Consider the following 13,916-nt stretch of genomic DNA (forward strand, 5'->3'; position numbering starts at 1 on the left):
ACGGCTGCCGAAGCGGCACCTCACCATGGGAAAGGGGTCCGGTTTCGGGAGCGCGTCGGGAAGATCCGAGGTGGCCCGAAAGCGCCAGTCACGAGCCGGTGCGCCAGGGCGTCAGGGGCGGGCCCAGGGCATCAGGGGCGGGCGGGGCGCGGCGGCGCGGGGCGAGACGATGCGCGGCGGGGCGGGACCTCGCGCCTCGTACTACGGTCGGATGCCGTCGCAGGCGATCCGCAGATGGCGCGGCCCGCGCAGTACGGCGTTCCGGCGGTACGGGGGCGGGTCGTCGAGCAGGCGGGGGTTCTCCAGTCTCCGGGCCAGCTCCGCCAGGGCGAGTTGGGCCTCGAGTCGGGCGAGCGGTGCGCCGAAGCAGCTGTGGATGCCGCTGCCCAGGCCGAGGTGCTGGATGTCCCGGCGGTCCGGGTCGAAGCGGTCCGGGTCCTCGAACCGCTGCGGGTCGCGGTTGCCGGACGCCAGGACCAGCCAGAGGGTGGAGCCCCTGGGGATGGTGACGCCCCGGACCTCGATGTCGGCGAGGGTGGTGCGCCCCGGGAGCAGTTGCACCGGCGGCTCGAAGCGGAGCAGCTCCTCGACGATGGGCACGGCCAGTCGCGGTTCGGTGCGCAGCCGCTGGAGCACGTCGGGACGGCGCAGCAGGGTCAGCATGCCGTTGGTGATGAGGTTGACCGTGGTCTCGTGCCCCGCGATCAGGAGCAGCGCCGCGGTGCTCAGCAGTTCCATGGTGGCCATCGGGCCGTCCGGGCCCTTCGCCGTGGCCAGTTGGGAGAGCATGTCGTCCCCGGGGTTCTTGCGGCGCTCCTCGATCAGGCCGGCGAGGTACATGCCCAGCTGCATCCGGGCCTCGTGCGCCGCGCCCTTGCCGCGCTCGGCGGGATCGGCGTCCGGGTCGGGGTCCAGGCTGGCGGCGAGGGTGTCCGCCCACGTGTGGAAGCGTGCCTCGTCCTCGCGCGGTACTCCGAGCAGTCTGCAGATCACCGTCACCGGGAACGGGTAGGAGAACTCCTCCACCAGGTCGATCCGGCCCGGGTCGCCGAGGCCGTCGATGAGGCCGGCGACGATGTCGTGGAGCTCCGGACGCATTCCGTCGACCCGGTGGGGGGAGTGCGGCGGGCCGAAGTGCCGGTTCGTCATGCGTCGCATCCGGTCGTGCTCCGGCGGGTCGAGCCGTAGGAAGCTCGGCGGCAGGGCGCTCTCCTCGGGTGACGCCTCCGCCAGCGGGTCAGCGCTGCCGGACGCCTGGTTGCGGGCGTCGGAGCTGATCCGGGGATCGTGCAGCAGGCTGCGGATCTCGTAGTAGGTGCTGATCACGTACGGACCGTCGGCCTCGTGGTGGACCGGTGTCTTCCGCAGCTCCTCGTAGATCGGGTACGGGTCGGCCCGGTTGGCGTAGTCCAGGATCTGGTGGAGCAGGGTTCGCGTCATGGCAGGTCCTTGTGGCCGTGCGGGTCAGTGCGCGGGGGTGAAGGTCAGCCGGCGGTCGGCCGGCGAGTATCCGCTGAGGGTCACGGTGGGACCGTGGCTGGGGACGGAAGGGTCGGGGAAGTCCGCGTCCATCGGCCGTTGTCCGTCCGCGTGCCGGTCGACCGTGGGGAACTGCGGCGGGAACGGCGCGGTCCGCTCGATGAGTTCCTGGTAGAACGGCAGCCACCGGCCGTGGTCGAAGGAGACGGCGGCGATGACGCGCCCCTGGTATCCGTACACGCCGACGAACCGGCGGCTGTCGAGCGAGCCCTGCGCGATCAGGATCTCCGTCGCCATCGACGGCACTCCGACCGACTTGACGTTGACGCCGAACTGGGAGGACCAGAAGGCGGGTACGTCCATGTGCGGCAGTCGGTCGACGCTCTCGCTGAGCATGTTGTGGGCGGCGATCCCGGCCTGGGCCACGGCGTTGCCCCAGTGCTCCAGTGACAGGAACTGGTACCCGAACAGGGGGTGGGGGCAGCGGGCGACGTCGCCCGCGGCGTAGATGTCGTCGGTGACGATGCCGCGGATGTTGAAGGCGCGGCAGCCGGCGTCGCAGGCGATGCCGCGGGGCCCGGCGCCGAGCCCGGAGCCGTGCAGCCATTCGGTGTTGCGGAGGGCGCCGAGCGAGACGACCACCACGTCGGTCTCCACGGTGGAGCCGTCGGACAGATGGGCGGCGCGCACCCGCCCCGACGCGTCGCCCTCCAGAGCGGTGACCATGACCCCGCACCGCAGGTCCACCCCGTGTGCGCGTTGGAGGTCGGCGGCCACCGCGGCGACCACCCCGCCGAGTGCGCCGACCAGGGGCGCGGCGCCTCGTTCGGCGACGGTGACGGGCAGGCCGCGTTCGCGGCAGGCGGAGGCGACCTCCGAGCCGGCGAACCCTCCCCCGATGACGAGGACCCGTTCGGGTCCCTCGTCGAGCCGCCGGGCGAGGGCGGCGCCCTCGTCGCGGGTCCGCAGCACGAAGACGCCGTCGAGTTCCGCCTCCTCCTCACGCGGCCACGGCCGCGCCCGGACTCCGGTGGCGATCAGCAGCCGGTCGTACGGCACCTCGTCGCCGTCGGCCAACCGCACCCTCCTCTCGGCCATGTCCAGGCCGGTGGCGGCAACGCCGAGCCGCCAGGTCGCGTCGACGGACCGGAGCCGGGGCAGCGCGGTGCGGTCGGCGCGCGCCCTGCCCAGCAGCACCCCCTTGGACAGCGGGGGCCGGTCGTACGGTTCGCAGGGCTCGTCGCCGATCATGGTCAGAGACCCCGCGAAGCCCTTGGCTCGCAGGGTCTCGGCTGCCCGCAGGCCCGCCAGCGAGGCGCCGACGACGACGATGCGGCCCTCGCGCTTGAGCTGATCCAGGGCTCCGTCACCGAGCATCGGACACCGCCCGGGCGGGCTCGTCCACGGCATCGACGAGGATGGCCTGCACCGGGCAGGCCGCGGCGGCCTGGGCCAGCTTCTCGCGGTGTGCCTCGTCGGGATCCGGGTCGTAGAGGAGCGCCTCGTCGCCGTGCATGGTGAAGATCTCGGGGGCGAGGAACGCGCACTGCGCGTACCCCTGGCAGCGGTTCAGGTCGACGGCGATGCTCACCACGGGATCCGGTCCTCTCCGATGGCTCGGTCGGGCCCCCGTGTCCACTCTCATCGGCCGGGAGGGCCGCGGCGACGGGGGACGGACCGATCGAGTGAGCGGTGCGGCCCGGGGTTGCTCGCGCTGCTCCCGGACCCACCCGCGCTGGGGACGCCCGGCGTCGACGCGTATCTCCTCGGGCCGGCCCGGTCCGGAGATGTCAGTCCGGCCCCGAGCTTTCCAAGGTCAGGATCAGGAGGGTGACGTCGTCCTGGATCTTGGGGGCGAAGCGGCTCAGGTCGGCCCAGATCTCGTCGGGCAGCTCGTCGAGGCCGACACCGGTCATGTGCGCCAGACGGCCGGCGAAGGGGTAGAAGGCGCCGGAGGCGTCCCGTGTCTCCAGGACACCGTCCGACGCCAGGAGCAGCCGGTCCCCGGGCAGCAGCGACACCGTCGCGGCGGTTCCGGGCATGACGCCCGCGAGGCCCAGTCCCAGGGGTGGACCGGCGTCGAGTTCCAGGGTGGTCACGGCTCCGCCGCGCAGCAGGACCGGCGGCGGGTGGCCGCAGGCCAGGACACGGACCTCCCGCCCGCGCGGCGCGAAGTCGAGAAGGACGGCCGTGGCGAAGAGTTCCGCGTGCTCCGTCCGCGCCGAGTCGACCACGAGCCTGCGGTCGAGGCGCGCCGCGATCGACTCCGCGTCCACGTCGTCCAGCACGGCCTCGCGGAAAGCCCCCAGGACGGAGGCGACCGTCGCGACGGCCGACAGGCCGTGCCCCTGTACGTCGCCGAGGACCGCCCGCACCCCGTGGGGACCGGGCCGGACGTCGAAGAAGTCGCCTCCCACCAGCGTGCCGCGCTCGGCGGCACGGTAGAGGCTCGCGCAGCGCACGGGCCCGACCTGCCCCCGTACGTTGGGGACGATGGCCCGCTGGGCCGTCTCGGCGACGGTACGTTCCAGGTCGAGCTGCTCGTCCCGGCGCCCGCGGACGAACGAGACGAAGACGCTCAGGGCGGCGACGCAGCCGAGGGTGACGAGGTCGGTGTTGCCGGGCCGGTTCAGGTGGAAGACGGGAAGGGTCAGCAGCCCGATCGTCGCGGCGCCGAGGAAGGCCGTGGCCAACGGCCCGTAGGCCAGGACGGCCAGCGGAGGCACCGCGCCGAGCAGGAAGCCGATGTCCAGCGGAGCGGAGTCGGTGAGGGAGGCCACTCCGACCCCGACGAGCAGCAGCACGGGCAGGACCCGCACCCAGCGGGGCGGCGGGGCCCCGCGGAGCCAGCTCTGCCGGTGCGCGCCGGTCGCCGTCTTCCTTGGCTTCACCACACCACCAGGCTCCTATGCCGGAGTGCGGCGCGCACTCCACGGCCGCCACCCGGCCGTTCCGGCGGGGCACACCGGCTGCGGGTGGAATCCGTCCGGAAGGACGCCGAGCGCAGCCCTCCGCGAGCCGCCGCGGCAGGAACAGCGCCGACGTGACCGCCTCGCCCTTCACACGTAGGCCGGGCGGTCGGCTGTTCTCGCCGTCGGGTCAGGCACTGTCGCGCTCCGCGTGTGAGATCCGACGGGTGCCGTTCGGCCGGCTGTACCTTCCGAGGGCAGGACAGCGCCCTGCCCCCGTACTCGACCGTGAGGGCCCCCATCGTGACCGGACGCACCCCCGAGCCAACCGTGAGCCCGAGACGGCCGGAGCCTGTCGGCGAGCCCCGATGGCCGATGGCTGCGGCCGTCGTCGCCGCCATGACGTTGACCATCGTGCTCCCCGACGACCTCCGTCTCGCGCCTCGCTGGTTCATCCCCGCCGTCGAAGGGCTGCTGCTGCTGGCGCTCATCGCCGGCGACCCGGGCCGTATCGACCGGCGCTCGGCCGCCCTGCGGAGCTTGTCGATCGCCCTGGTGGCGGTCCTCGCTCTCAGCGCCGTCTGGTCGACCGTTCAACTGGTCGACGACATCCTCCATGCCGGGAAGGAGACCAGTTCCGCCACCAGCCTGCTGCAGACCGGCGGCACGGTGTGGGCCTGCACCGTCCTCGCCTTCTCCCTGCTGTACTTCGAACTCGACAGCGGTGGGCCTGCCGCCCGCGCTCACCGCATGCCCTCCGTGCCCGCACTCGCCTTCCCCCAGCACCTCGAGCCTCGGCTGAGCAGCGCCGACTGGCGGCCCCGCTTCATCGACTACCTCTACCTCGGGCTCACCAACGCCACCGCCTTCAGCCCCACCGACGTCATGCCACTCGCCCCCTGGGCCAAGATCGCCATGGGGGTTCAGTCGCTCGTCTCCCTGCTCATCCTCGGCCTCGTGGTCGCCCGAGCGGTCAACGTGCTCGCCTGAGGAACCGGTTCAACCGTATGTCCGGCAAGCACATGCGGCGCGGACGCACACCGCCACGAGTGGCGCAGGCCGACGCCCGAGGTGCACGCTGAAGGAGGGGATGTCGACGGCCGCACGCCCGCGCACTGGAGGCGAACGACATGGCCGAGAACATCATGAAAGGTCAACAGAACGACCTCAGTTCGCTCATGGAGCGGGCGTCGAAACGTGATTCCACCGTCCCCTTCGAGGGCTACAGCCGGGACGACGGAAACATCCCGGGAAACATCCTGATCGTCGAGTCCGGCGACTGCGTCTACTCCTTCGCCAAGTCCGACATCATGGACCGCGAGGCCCTCGGCGAGGACCGGATCAGGGTGCATGTGCGGGCGGGGGCCACGGCATTCCGCCTCGGCCGGATGCGCGCCGGTGAACCGCAGGACGCCTTCATGGTCGCCATGGAGAACATCGCACCGCCGACGAGCCCCCGAGTGCCCGGAGAGCCGACACCGGCGAACGGGCCGGCCGGGCTCGCGGACGCCGAGGCGATGGAGCACCTCGCTCCCCCACCCGCCGTGTACGTACCTGGCGCGCCGCGCTACGCGGCAGCGGGCGGAGAGCCGGCGCAGACGGCCCGGCCCCAGGTGCTCGCCCCGGCCCTCTCCACCGTCGGAAGCCACTGGACGAACAAGTGCATCGCCGGCGACGCCTTCGCCAACAACTGTGCCCACTTCCTCTCGGACGCGTTCATCCGGGCCGGGTACACGGAACTCTCCGACTCCAACCCGCACATAGCGGCCCGGTGCTACACCTACGCCCGCAGGCCCATCCGCGCACGGAACATGTGGTCCTGGTTCAAGTCCAAAGCGGTTCGCACGAGCAGCACGCCGACGCCGGACACCGGATGGTGGGCTGTCTTCCAACTCGACGAGAGCGTGTACTGGGGCGGTCACGTGGTGCTCTTCGACTCCGACACCTGCAGCTACTACGGCACCGGATGGCACGGCACGTGGCGTCAGTACATGTACCAGTGGTGAAGGTCGCCCGGCCCCGGGCCGCGCGCTGTCATGCGGTCCTGATCGACATCGGCGGGCGAAGGCGCTCGGTCGGCAGATCCGCAACGCGCGCGTAAATGCGTCGACAGCGCTCCTCGGTACCCGGCAGAGTGGCCGCCCGTGACGAGCAGTGAGCTGTGGACCCGTGCGACCGCCGACCGCTACGACGCCGAGGAGGCCGAGATGTCCTCGGCCGCCGCTCTCGGACCGACTCTCGCGTTCCTCGCCGAGCTCGCCGGAGACGGCCGGGCACTGGAGTTCGCCATCGGGACCGGCCGGGTGGGCGTCCCGCTCCGGGAACGCGGCGTGCCGGTCGTGGGCATCGAACTGTCCGAGCACATGGCAGCGGTGCTGCGGCGCAAGGTCGACGAGGACACGCTCCCGGTCGTCATCGGGGACATGGCCACCACCGCCGTTCCCGGCGAGTTCACCCTGGTCTATCTCGTCTACAACACCATCACGAACCTGCTCACGCAGGACGAGCAGGTCGAGTGCTTCCGCAACGCCGCACGTCATCTGGCGCCCGGCGGCCGATTCGTCATCGAGCTGGGCGTGCCGCCGCTGCGGTTCCTGCCGCCCGGCCAGGTAGCGGTGCCGTTCGACGTCTCCGAGCAGCATCTCGGCTTCGACACCTTCGACCCCGTCGAGCAGATCCTCGTCTCGCACCACCTCACCCGCGACGGCGACGACGGCCGCTACCGCCGCGACGACTCCCGGCACCGCTACGCCTGGCCGGCGGAGCTCGACCTGATGGCACGCATCGCCGGCCTCGAGAGGGAACGTCGCCTCGCGGACTGGGACGGGGCGCCGTTCACCCAGGACTCCGCGAAGCACATCTCCGTGTGGCGCAAGCCGACCTGAGCTCGGCCGCCGGGCCGTCTCCACCCCCGCCACGTACCTCGTCCCTCGTACGCCAGGTACGCCACGTACGCCACCTACGCCGCGCGCACTCCGTGCCTGCCGGGGCCGCCTGTCCCCGAAGCGGTGGTGATCCGTCGTCCGCCCGGGCGTACCCGTGCTTGAGCCCGGGGCCGTCCGGGCAGGCGGAGTGTCCAGAGGGCCTTGCGGGGCGGCGACGGGACGAGGTGGGGCGTGGCACGCGGCACAGGACGGCAGGACCGGGGCGACGGGAAGTTCGCGCGCCTCCGGCGGGACCCTTTCGCCGTCCAGACCGTACGGTCCGCGGCGGCAGCCACGCTCAGCTACGTCGTCGCCCTCCACCTCAGCAGCGAACCGGCCCCCCTCACGGCGCCCCTCACCGCCCTCCTCGTCGTCCAGGTCACGCTCTACTCCACCGTGACCACCAGCCTGCGCCGGGTGAACTCGGTCGTCGTCGGCGTCCTGATCGCCATCGCGTTCAGCGCCGTCGTCGGCCTCTCCTGGTGGAGTCTCGCCCTCGTGATCCTCGCCTCGCTTCTCGTCGGCAGGCTCGTCAGGGTCGAGGAGTTCATCCCCGAGGTCGCCATCAGCGCCATGCTCGTCCTCGGCGTCACCCAGGTGTCGGACACCGCCTGGGACCGCGTCCTGGAGACGCTCATCGGCGCCGTCGTCGGCATGCTCTTCAACCTGCTCCTGGCCCCGCCCGTCTGGGTCGACACCGCGGGCGACTCCATCGAGGACCTCGCCCGGCGGATGCGGCTGCTGCTCCTGGACGTGGCGGACGAGTTCACCGGCGCGCCCCTCGTCGAGCAGGCCGCCACCCGGCTCCACGAGGCCCGCCGCCTCGACAACGACGTCGCCGACGTCGACGGGGCCCTGCGCACCGCAGAGGACAGCCTGCGGCTGAACCCGCGTGTCAAGGAGGGCCTGCTGCACCGGGTGGTGCTGCGCACCGGCCTCGACACCCTGGAGATCTGCGCAGTCGTCCTGCGGGTCCTCGCCCGCACCCTCACCGATCTGGCGAAGCACCGTAACGGGCACCAGCTGCTGCCCGAGGCGGCCGCGCTGGCGATCCGTGAGACCGCCCAGTACACCGCCGACGCGCTCGTCAGCTTCGCCGTCCTGGTCACCGCACAGGGCAGTGAGGACGCCGAAGCCGCGGAGACCCGGCTCGCGGGCGAGCTGCGCGCGGCCAGGGCGTGCAGAGACCACGCCGCCGACCGGCTCCTCGCCCTGGCCCTCGCCAACCCCGGCCGTTGGCAGCTGTACGGGGCACTGCTCACCGAGGTCGACCGGATCCTCGACGAACTCGACCCCGAACACCGCGGCCAACGGCTGATGGAAGAGCTCGACCGACGGGTCCGCGAGAGGACCGACCGCCGACAGCGGCTCGCCCTCCGTCACCGGCGGGGCGCACGCCGCCCCACTCGCGCCGACGGATGACCGCACACCACGTGGGACCCACACCGGTGAGTGTCATGCGGGTGGCTGCCGGACGGGCAGCGCGTGTGCGAGGAGGTACTCGGTCGCTCCGGCGATGGCCTCGGCATACGTGCGGTGGACGGGCTCCGACTCCGTGTCCTGCTGGTCCGCGCCGGTGGCGGTGTACCACCAGGCGTCGGCGTCGGCATCGTGGTGCACCACGGCGGTACCACCCGCGTGGCGGAACGGGATGGACTCGCACGCGGCCTTCCTGACCACTGCGTGGGGCCACTTGAGACGGGCGGACTGACGCTTGATGCCGCCCCAGGCGGCACCGAGCTGGGCGTAGTTCGCTCCGCTGCGGCCGGCGACGGTGGCGGCGCTCTCCGCCAGCCGCTCGACGGACTGCTTGGCTTCGTGCAGCGCGCGCAGCAGCGCCAGCTGCACATCGGGCGATGCCATGAGCACGGGGTCGAGGGGCTTGCCGGCGGCCCGGTAGGCCCGTACGCGGGTCGAGATCCGTTCGACCAGGGCGCGCACGGCCTCGTGGACTCTCTCGTCCATGGTGAACGCGTCGTCCTGACCGGGCTCGCTCCAGGGGGGCTCCACCAGGGCCGAGGCGGCAGTCCAGAAGTTCTCGTCGTTCCTGTCGGGAGTCGGAACCGCACTCACATCACTCATGCGACAAGCGTAACTGTCACATGCGAGTTCCGACAGTTAATTCTGTCGGACGTGGGAGGGCCGCCGAGTGGGACGGTGGGGTCACCGGCCGCCGCGGTGCTCCGCGCCTCGGCCTCGCCGGGCGCGTGGGGGGCGCTGGCTGCGGCGCGCGGCGGAGACGTCGTCCGCGTCGGTCGCCTGCGGGGAGGAGAAAGTGGCCTGAACGGGCGCCGGCGGCGCGGGCTTGGTGGCTGCGGGGACCGGGATTCCGGGCGGCGCGGCGGCGCCCGGCAGGAGTGTGGCGTTGACGATGTGCGGAGCGCAGGCCTGGCAGACCTCGGTCAGGGTCCACACATCACCCACGACCCGGTTGTGGATGAGGACCAGCAGGGTTCGGCCTGTGCACGTTGTTCTGGTGGTGTGGTGGCGACAGTCGGCCGCACCACAGGCGCAGGTGGCGTGGGGGCGTGGGGTGGCGGAGCGTGCGTGGGCCTGGACGTGCTGCTGCGCGAAGCGGCGCAGGGCGTTGACGTCCTTGGAGCGAGGGGGCATTCGGCACGCCGTGGTGCTGCAGGCCACGGTGGCGGAGTGGTCCGGGTGTCCGGTGAGCCGGACGGTCCAGGTTCTGCCCGGCAGGCGTGATCCGGGAAGGCTGTTCAAGTCGTGTGTCCGTTCGATCGTGGGGTGTGACGGTCTGGTTTTACCCTCCCATGGCATGAGGGTCACATCGGTGCCGACGGCAGCGGCGTACGGTGGCCGGATACGGCGGTTCGACAGCGGGAGCGGGGGTTCCCCGCAGGCACCCCGGCCGGCTGCCGGGCGGCGCGTGACGTCAGCGAGGGGTGAGCAGGCAGAACTCGTTGCCTTCCGGATCGGTCAGGACCGTCCAGGAGATCGCGGACTGATCGATACCGGGATCGGTGGCGCCCAAGGCGCGCAGCCGGGCTTCCTCCGCCGCCAGGTCCTCACCGGGGTAGGGGCAGACGTCGAGGTGGACGCGGTTCCACCCGCTCTTGGCATCAGGGGTACGGAGGAACTCCAGGTAAGGGCCGACGCCCTGGGCGGATCGCAGGGACGCGTGGTCGTCGGCGACCTCGTGCAGCGTCCAGTCCATCGCCGCGTCCCAGAACCGGGCCATCCCCCGGGGATCGGCGCAGTCGACCACCACCGCGGCGACCGGCCCGGTGTCCTGGTAGATCGGACGGGGCTCCAGGACGCAGAACTCGTTGCCCTCCGGGTCGGCCATGACCGTCCAGGGGACGTCGCCCTGGCCCACGTCGGCGAGCGTCGCACCGAGATCCTCGAGGCGCTCGACCATCTCCGCCTGATGGGCGGCCGAGGTGGTGGCCAGGTCGAGGTGCACCCGGTTCTTCACCGTCTTGGGTTCCGGGCGGGCGACGATGTCGATGCAGACGGCCACGGGGTCGGGGTAGGCGAAACCCACCGGTTCGAGGTTGGTCACGCCCGGCCCCTCGCTGTCGACACCCCAACCGAGCGCCTCCGCCCAGAACCGGCCGAGCGCGGCATCGTCATGGGCCTTCATGTTGACCTGCACGAGTCTTGTTGCCATGCCCGAGATCCTAGAAGCCGCCGTCGGCTCGGCGGCCGTACGGACGCGGGCATGCGCTCACCCAGGCGCTGACCTGGCCGCCCCCCGTTCGCGCCGCGGAGCGGTGTCGGCAGCGAGCGGGGGTCTCGACGTGGTTCGGGGACGGCTCTCGCGCCTCAGGGACGGGCCAGCTCGTCGACCAGGGCCAGTTCCTCGCTGTCGAAGTCGAGGTTGCGGAGGGCGGCGACGCTGTCCTCCAGCTGTCCTGCGCTGCTCGCTCCCACCAGGGCGGAGGTGACGCGGCCGCCGCGCAGCACCCAGGCGAGGGCGAGCTGGGCCAGAGTCTGGCCACGCGACGCCGCGATGTCGTTGAGCGCGCGCAAGCGGGATACCAGGTCCTCGGTGACGGCGTCACGGTTCAGGAAGGGGCTGTCGCTCGCGGCCCGGGAGTCCTCGGGGATGCCGTTCAGGTAGCGGCCGGTGAGCAGGCCCTGTTCCAGCGGCGAGTAGGCGATGGACCCGATCCGCAGGTCGTCGAGGGCGTCGAGCAGGCCCTCGTCCTCCGGGCGTCGGTCGAGCATCGAGTAGCGGGGCTGGTGGATCGAGAGTGGCGTACCGAGCTCGGCGAGGATGCGGGCGGCCTCGCGGGTCTGTTCGGCGGAGTAGTTGGAGACGCCGACGTACAGTGCCTTGCCCTGCTGGACCGCGGAGTGCAGGGCGCCCATGGTCTCCTCCAGGGGCGTCTCCGGGTCGAAGCGGTGCGAGTAGAAGATGTCGACGTGGTCGAGACCGAGCCGGCGCAGGCTCTGGTCGAGCGACGACAGCAGGTACTTGCGGGAGCCCCACTCGCCGTACGGTCCGGGCCACATCAGGTAGCCGGCCTTCGTGGAGACGACCAGTTCGTCGCGGTAGGGCGCGAAGTCCGTCCGCAGGAAGTCACCGAGGGCTGACTCCGCCGCGCCGGGCGGGGGGCCGTAGTTGTTCGCCAGGTCGAAGTGGGTGATCCCGAGGTCGAAGGCGCGGCGCAGGATGGCGCGCTGGGTCTCCGCCGGGCGGTCGGGGCCGAAGTTGTGCCACAGCCCCAGGGAGAGGGCGGGGAGCTTCAGGCCGCTGCGCCCGGTGCGGCGGTAGGGCATGTCGGCATAGCGATCGGCATGTGCGGTGTACAACGCGGCTCCATGGCTGACGTGGGGCGCCCCCGGTGGGCGGGGACGGCGGGGAGGCGGACGTGCCGCCACCAATCTCCCCTGTCCCCCGGGCATGAATCCAACAGGAGAGTCCGATGGGATTCAGCGCGTAGGCTTCTGAATCATGGAACTGCGGCATCTCCAGCACTTCGTCGCCGTCGCCGAGGACCGGCACTTCACGCGGGCCGCGGAGCGGCTCATGGTCTCCCAGTCCGGCCTCTCCGCGTCGATCCGGGCCCTGGAGCGGGATCTGAGGGCTCCGTTGTTCGTACGGAGCACCCGCCGGGTGACGCTGACGGAGGCCGGGCGGGCACTGCTGGTCGAGGCGGAGCGCGTCCTGGCGCAGGTACGGGCCGCTCACGAGGCGGTGGCGGCCGTGCAGGGCGTCGTACGCGGCACGCTCCGCCTCGGGGCCGAGCAGTGCGTCGCGGGCGTGCACGTGGCGGGGCTCCTGGCGGCGTTCAGGCGGCGGCACCCCGAGGTGGAGATACGGCTACGGCAGGAGGGTGGGCTCGCACTGGCCGAGGACGTCGCCGCAGGCCGCCTCGACCTGGCCTTCGCCTACCGCACCCGGGCGGACTCCGACCAACTGCGCTCGGTGCCCCTGGCAGCCGAACCCATGACGCTTCTGTGCCACCCCGAGCACCCGCTCACCGCGGCTGGGCCGGTCCTCGCGCTTCGAGACCTCGCGGAGGAGGACTTCGTCGACTTCCACCCCGGCTGGGGACCCCGACGGGCCACCGACGCCACCTTCGCCTCCGCCGGCGTGCCGCGCACCGTGACCCTGGAGGTGAACGACGTGCACAGCCTCCTGGACCTGGTGGAGGAGGACCTCGGTGTCGCTGCCGTACCGCGGCATTTCCGGCACAAGCGGGACTCCCTGCACGCCGTCCCTCTCGCCGGCACCGGGGAGGCCGTCTACGAGACGGTGGCCCTGCTGCCACCGCCGCAGGCGACCAGCCCGGCGGCCCGCGCGCTCATGGCCCTTCTGGAGCGGGGAACGGCCCGCTGATCGCCCTGGCCTCACGGCCGGGGTCTCGGGCTGGCCTGACATCCCCGCCGAGCGCCGATCACCACCGGGCGCTGATCCCCGCCCTGGGGCGCGGTCTCAGCCGTTGTCTCCGAGACCACGGTCGGGCAGGCTCATGTCCCCGGTCACGGGAGTGCCGTCGGCGATCCCGTAGCGCAGGAACACGGTCCCCGTAGGGCCGGCCGCCGGCGGCGCGAGGAGTGTGACGTTGGTGGGCACCGCGCCGTCCTCGAACACCTTCTTCCCGACGCCCAGCACCACCGGGTGCAGCCAGAGGTCGATACGGTCGAAGAGCTTCTCGCGCAGCAGGCTCTGCACGAGGTTCAGACTCCCGACGACCTTCACGTCCTCATGCCGGTCACGGATCTCCCGCACGGCGTCGGCGAGGTTCGGCCCGAGCTGCGTGGACCCCGCCCACGAGAGGTCGGGCCTGCCGTGCGACGCCACGTACTTCGGGACGCTGTTGAAGAGCGTGGCGATCTCGCCGTCCTCGCCGCCGCTCTGGTGAGGCCAGTAGGCGGCGAAGATGTCGTACGTCCGCCGGCCGAGCAGGAGGGCGTCCGTGCCATCGTACGCGGCGCCGATCTGCGCTCCGGCGACCTCGTCCAGCAGGGGCGCCTGCCAGCCGCCGAACGGGAATCCCACCGGGTCCTCGTCAGGACCGCCGGGCGCCTGCCCGACGAGGTCGAGGGTCGCGAACAGCTCGATGGTGATGAGGCCCATGGCTTACTCCCGATGCGTGTGTTGTCTCCGTCAAGAGATAGCCCGTGCCGGCCG

The 13,916-nt window shown here is 71.9% G+C and carries 14 protein-coding genes; 5 read left to right on the forward strand and 9 right to left on the reverse strand.

Annotation, left to right across the window (positions count from 1 at the left end; all coding sequences use genetic code 11):
• Positions 1 to 201 precede the first annotated feature (201 nt).
• The 4 genes from ACIP84_RS01240 to ACIP84_RS01255 form a co-directional block, all read right to left on the reverse strand.
• Positions 202 to 1,440 (reverse strand): cytochrome P450, encoded by a 1,239-nt coding sequence (locus ACIP84_RS01240; RefSeq protein WP_401793082.1) that lies wholly within the window; start codon positions 1,438 to 1,440, stop codon positions 202 to 204.
• A gap of 24 nt (positions 1,441 to 1,464) precedes the next feature.
• Entirely contained in the window at positions 1,465 to 2,856 is a 1,392-nt protein-coding gene (locus ACIP84_RS01245; RefSeq protein WP_401793084.1) for an NAD(P)/FAD-dependent oxidoreductase, read from the reverse strand.
• Entirely contained in the window at positions 2,846 to 3,070 is a 225-nt protein-coding gene (locus tag ACIP84_RS01250; RefSeq protein ID WP_355965343.1) for a ferredoxin, read from the reverse strand. Before ACIP84_RS01250 ends, ACIP84_RS01245 begins: the two co-directional genes overlap by 11 nt.
• Positions 3,071 to 3,269: 199 nt before the next feature.
• Positions 3,270 to 4,373, reverse strand: coding sequence for a PP2C family protein-serine/threonine phosphatase (locus ACIP84_RS01255; protein ID WP_401793087.1), 1,104 nt, complete (start codon positions 4,371 to 4,373; stop codon positions 3,270 to 3,272).
• A gap of 414 nt (positions 4,374 to 4,787) precedes the next feature.
• On the opposite strand from ACIP84_RS01255, the gene ACIP84_RS01260 reads away from it, so the two are divergent.
• The 4 genes from ACIP84_RS01260 (at position 4,788) to ACIP84_RS01275 (ending at position 8,734) form a co-directional block, all read left to right on the forward strand.
• Positions 4,788 to 5,378 carry a hypothetical protein gene (locus ACIP84_RS01260; RefSeq protein ID WP_401793090.1) on the forward strand — a complete coding sequence of 197 codons (591 nt, stop codon included), beginning with the start codon at positions 4,788 to 4,790 and terminating at the stop codon, positions 5,376 to 5,378.
• A 140-nt stretch (positions 5,379 to 5,518) separates the two neighbouring features.
• On the forward strand, positions 5,519 to 6,394 hold the full coding sequence (locus ACIP84_RS01265; RefSeq protein ID WP_355965315.1) for a hypothetical protein: 876 nt from the start codon (positions 5,519 to 5,521) through the stop codon (positions 6,392 to 6,394).
• Positions 6,395 to 6,532: 138 nt separating this feature from the next.
• Positions 6,533 to 7,273, forward strand: coding sequence for a class I SAM-dependent DNA methyltransferase (locus ACIP84_RS01270; protein ID WP_401793093.1), 741 nt, complete (start codon positions 6,533 to 6,535; stop codon positions 7,271 to 7,273).
• 231 nt (positions 7,274 to 7,504) lie between these two features.
• Entirely contained in the window at positions 7,505 to 8,734 is a 1,230-nt protein-coding gene (locus ACIP84_RS01275; RefSeq protein ID WP_401793096.1) for an aromatic acid exporter family protein, read from the forward strand.
• Positions 8,735 to 8,767: 33 nt separating this feature from the next.
• Here the strand turns inward: ACIP84_RS01275 and ACIP84_RS01280 are convergent, their stop codons facing one another.
• From ACIP84_RS01280 to mgrA, 4 genes are all read right to left on the reverse strand, one after another.
• On the reverse strand, positions 8,768 to 9,394 hold the full coding sequence (locus tag ACIP84_RS01280; protein ID WP_401793099.1) for a hypothetical protein: 627 nt from the start codon (positions 9,392 to 9,394) through the stop codon (positions 8,768 to 8,770).
• Between the two features lie 81 nt (positions 9,395 to 9,475).
• A complete protein-coding gene (locus tag ACIP84_RS01285; RefSeq protein WP_355965310.1) occupies positions 9,476 to 9,925 on the reverse strand; it encodes a hypothetical protein in 450 nt (149 codons plus the stop codon).
• A 280-nt stretch (positions 9,926 to 10,205) separates the two neighbouring features.
• Positions 10,206 to 10,943 (reverse strand): VOC family protein, encoded by a 738-nt coding sequence (locus ACIP84_RS01290; RefSeq protein WP_401793101.1) that lies wholly within the window; start codon positions 10,941 to 10,943, stop codon positions 10,206 to 10,208.
• 155 nt (positions 10,944 to 11,098) lie between these two features.
• The gene (gene mgrA / locus ACIP84_RS01295) at positions 11,099 to 12,091 is read right to left on the reverse strand and encodes an L-glyceraldehyde 3-phosphate reductase (protein WP_401793104.1); all 993 of its coding nucleotides are present in this window, start codon (positions 12,089 to 12,091) and stop codon (positions 11,099 to 11,101) included.
• A 142-nt stretch (positions 12,092 to 12,233) separates the two neighbouring features.
• On the opposite strand from mgrA, the gene ACIP84_RS01300 reads away from it, so the two are divergent.
• Positions 12,234 to 13,121, forward strand: coding sequence for a LysR substrate-binding domain-containing protein (locus ACIP84_RS01300; RefSeq protein WP_355965305.1), 888 nt, complete (start codon positions 12,234 to 12,236; stop codon positions 13,119 to 13,121).
• A 96-nt stretch (positions 13,122 to 13,217) separates the two neighbouring features.
• Here ACIP84_RS01300 and ACIP84_RS01305 read toward each other — a convergent pair whose 3' ends face one another.
• Entirely contained in the window at positions 13,218 to 13,862 is a 645-nt protein-coding gene (locus ACIP84_RS01305; RefSeq protein ID WP_401793107.1) for a dihydrofolate reductase family protein, read from the reverse strand.
• Positions 13,863 to 13,916 lie beyond the last annotated feature (54 nt).

Origin of the sequence: Streptomyces sp. NPDC088707 (assembly GCF_044752725.1) — a bacterium.
Taxonomy (GTDB): domain Bacteria; phylum Actinomycetota; class Actinomycetes; order Streptomycetales; family Streptomycetaceae; genus Streptomyces.

Excerpts from the sequence above, each read along its gene's own strand:
- ACIP84_RS01305 (WP_401793107.1), bottom strand. The coding sequence starts at position 13,862 with ATGGGCCTCATCACCATCGAGCTGTTCGCGACCCTCGACCTCGTCGGG.
- ACIP84_RS01285 (WP_355965310.1), bottom strand. The coding sequence starts at position 9,925 with ATGCCCCCTCGCTCCAAGGACGTCAACGCCCTGCGCCGCTTCGCGCAG.
- ACIP84_RS01265 (WP_355965315.1), top strand. The coding sequence starts at position 5,519 with ATGGCCGAGAACATCATGAAAGGTCAACAGAACGACCTCAGTTCGCTC.
- ACIP84_RS01280 (WP_401793099.1), bottom strand. The coding sequence starts at position 9,394 with ATGAGTGATGTGAGTGCGGTTCCGACTCCCGACAGGAACGACGAGAAC.
- ACIP84_RS01240 (WP_401793082.1), bottom strand. The coding sequence starts at position 1,440 with ATGACGCGAACCCTGCTCCACCAGATCCTGGACTACGCCAACCGGGCC.
- ACIP84_RS01300 (WP_355965305.1), top strand. The coding sequence starts at position 12,234 with ATGGAACTGCGGCATCTCCAGCACTTCGTCGCCGTCGCCGAGGACCGG.
- ACIP84_RS01290 (WP_401793101.1), bottom strand. The coding sequence starts at position 10,943 with ATGGCAACAAGACTCGTGCAGGTCAACATGAAGGCCCATGACGATGCC.
- ACIP84_RS01245 (WP_401793084.1), bottom strand. The coding sequence starts at position 2,856 with ATGCTCGGTGACGGAGCCCTGGATCAGCTCAAGCGCGAGGGCCGCATC.
- ACIP84_RS01260 (WP_401793090.1), top strand. The coding sequence starts at position 4,788 with ATGACGTTGACCATCGTGCTCCCCGACGACCTCCGTCTCGCGCCTCGC.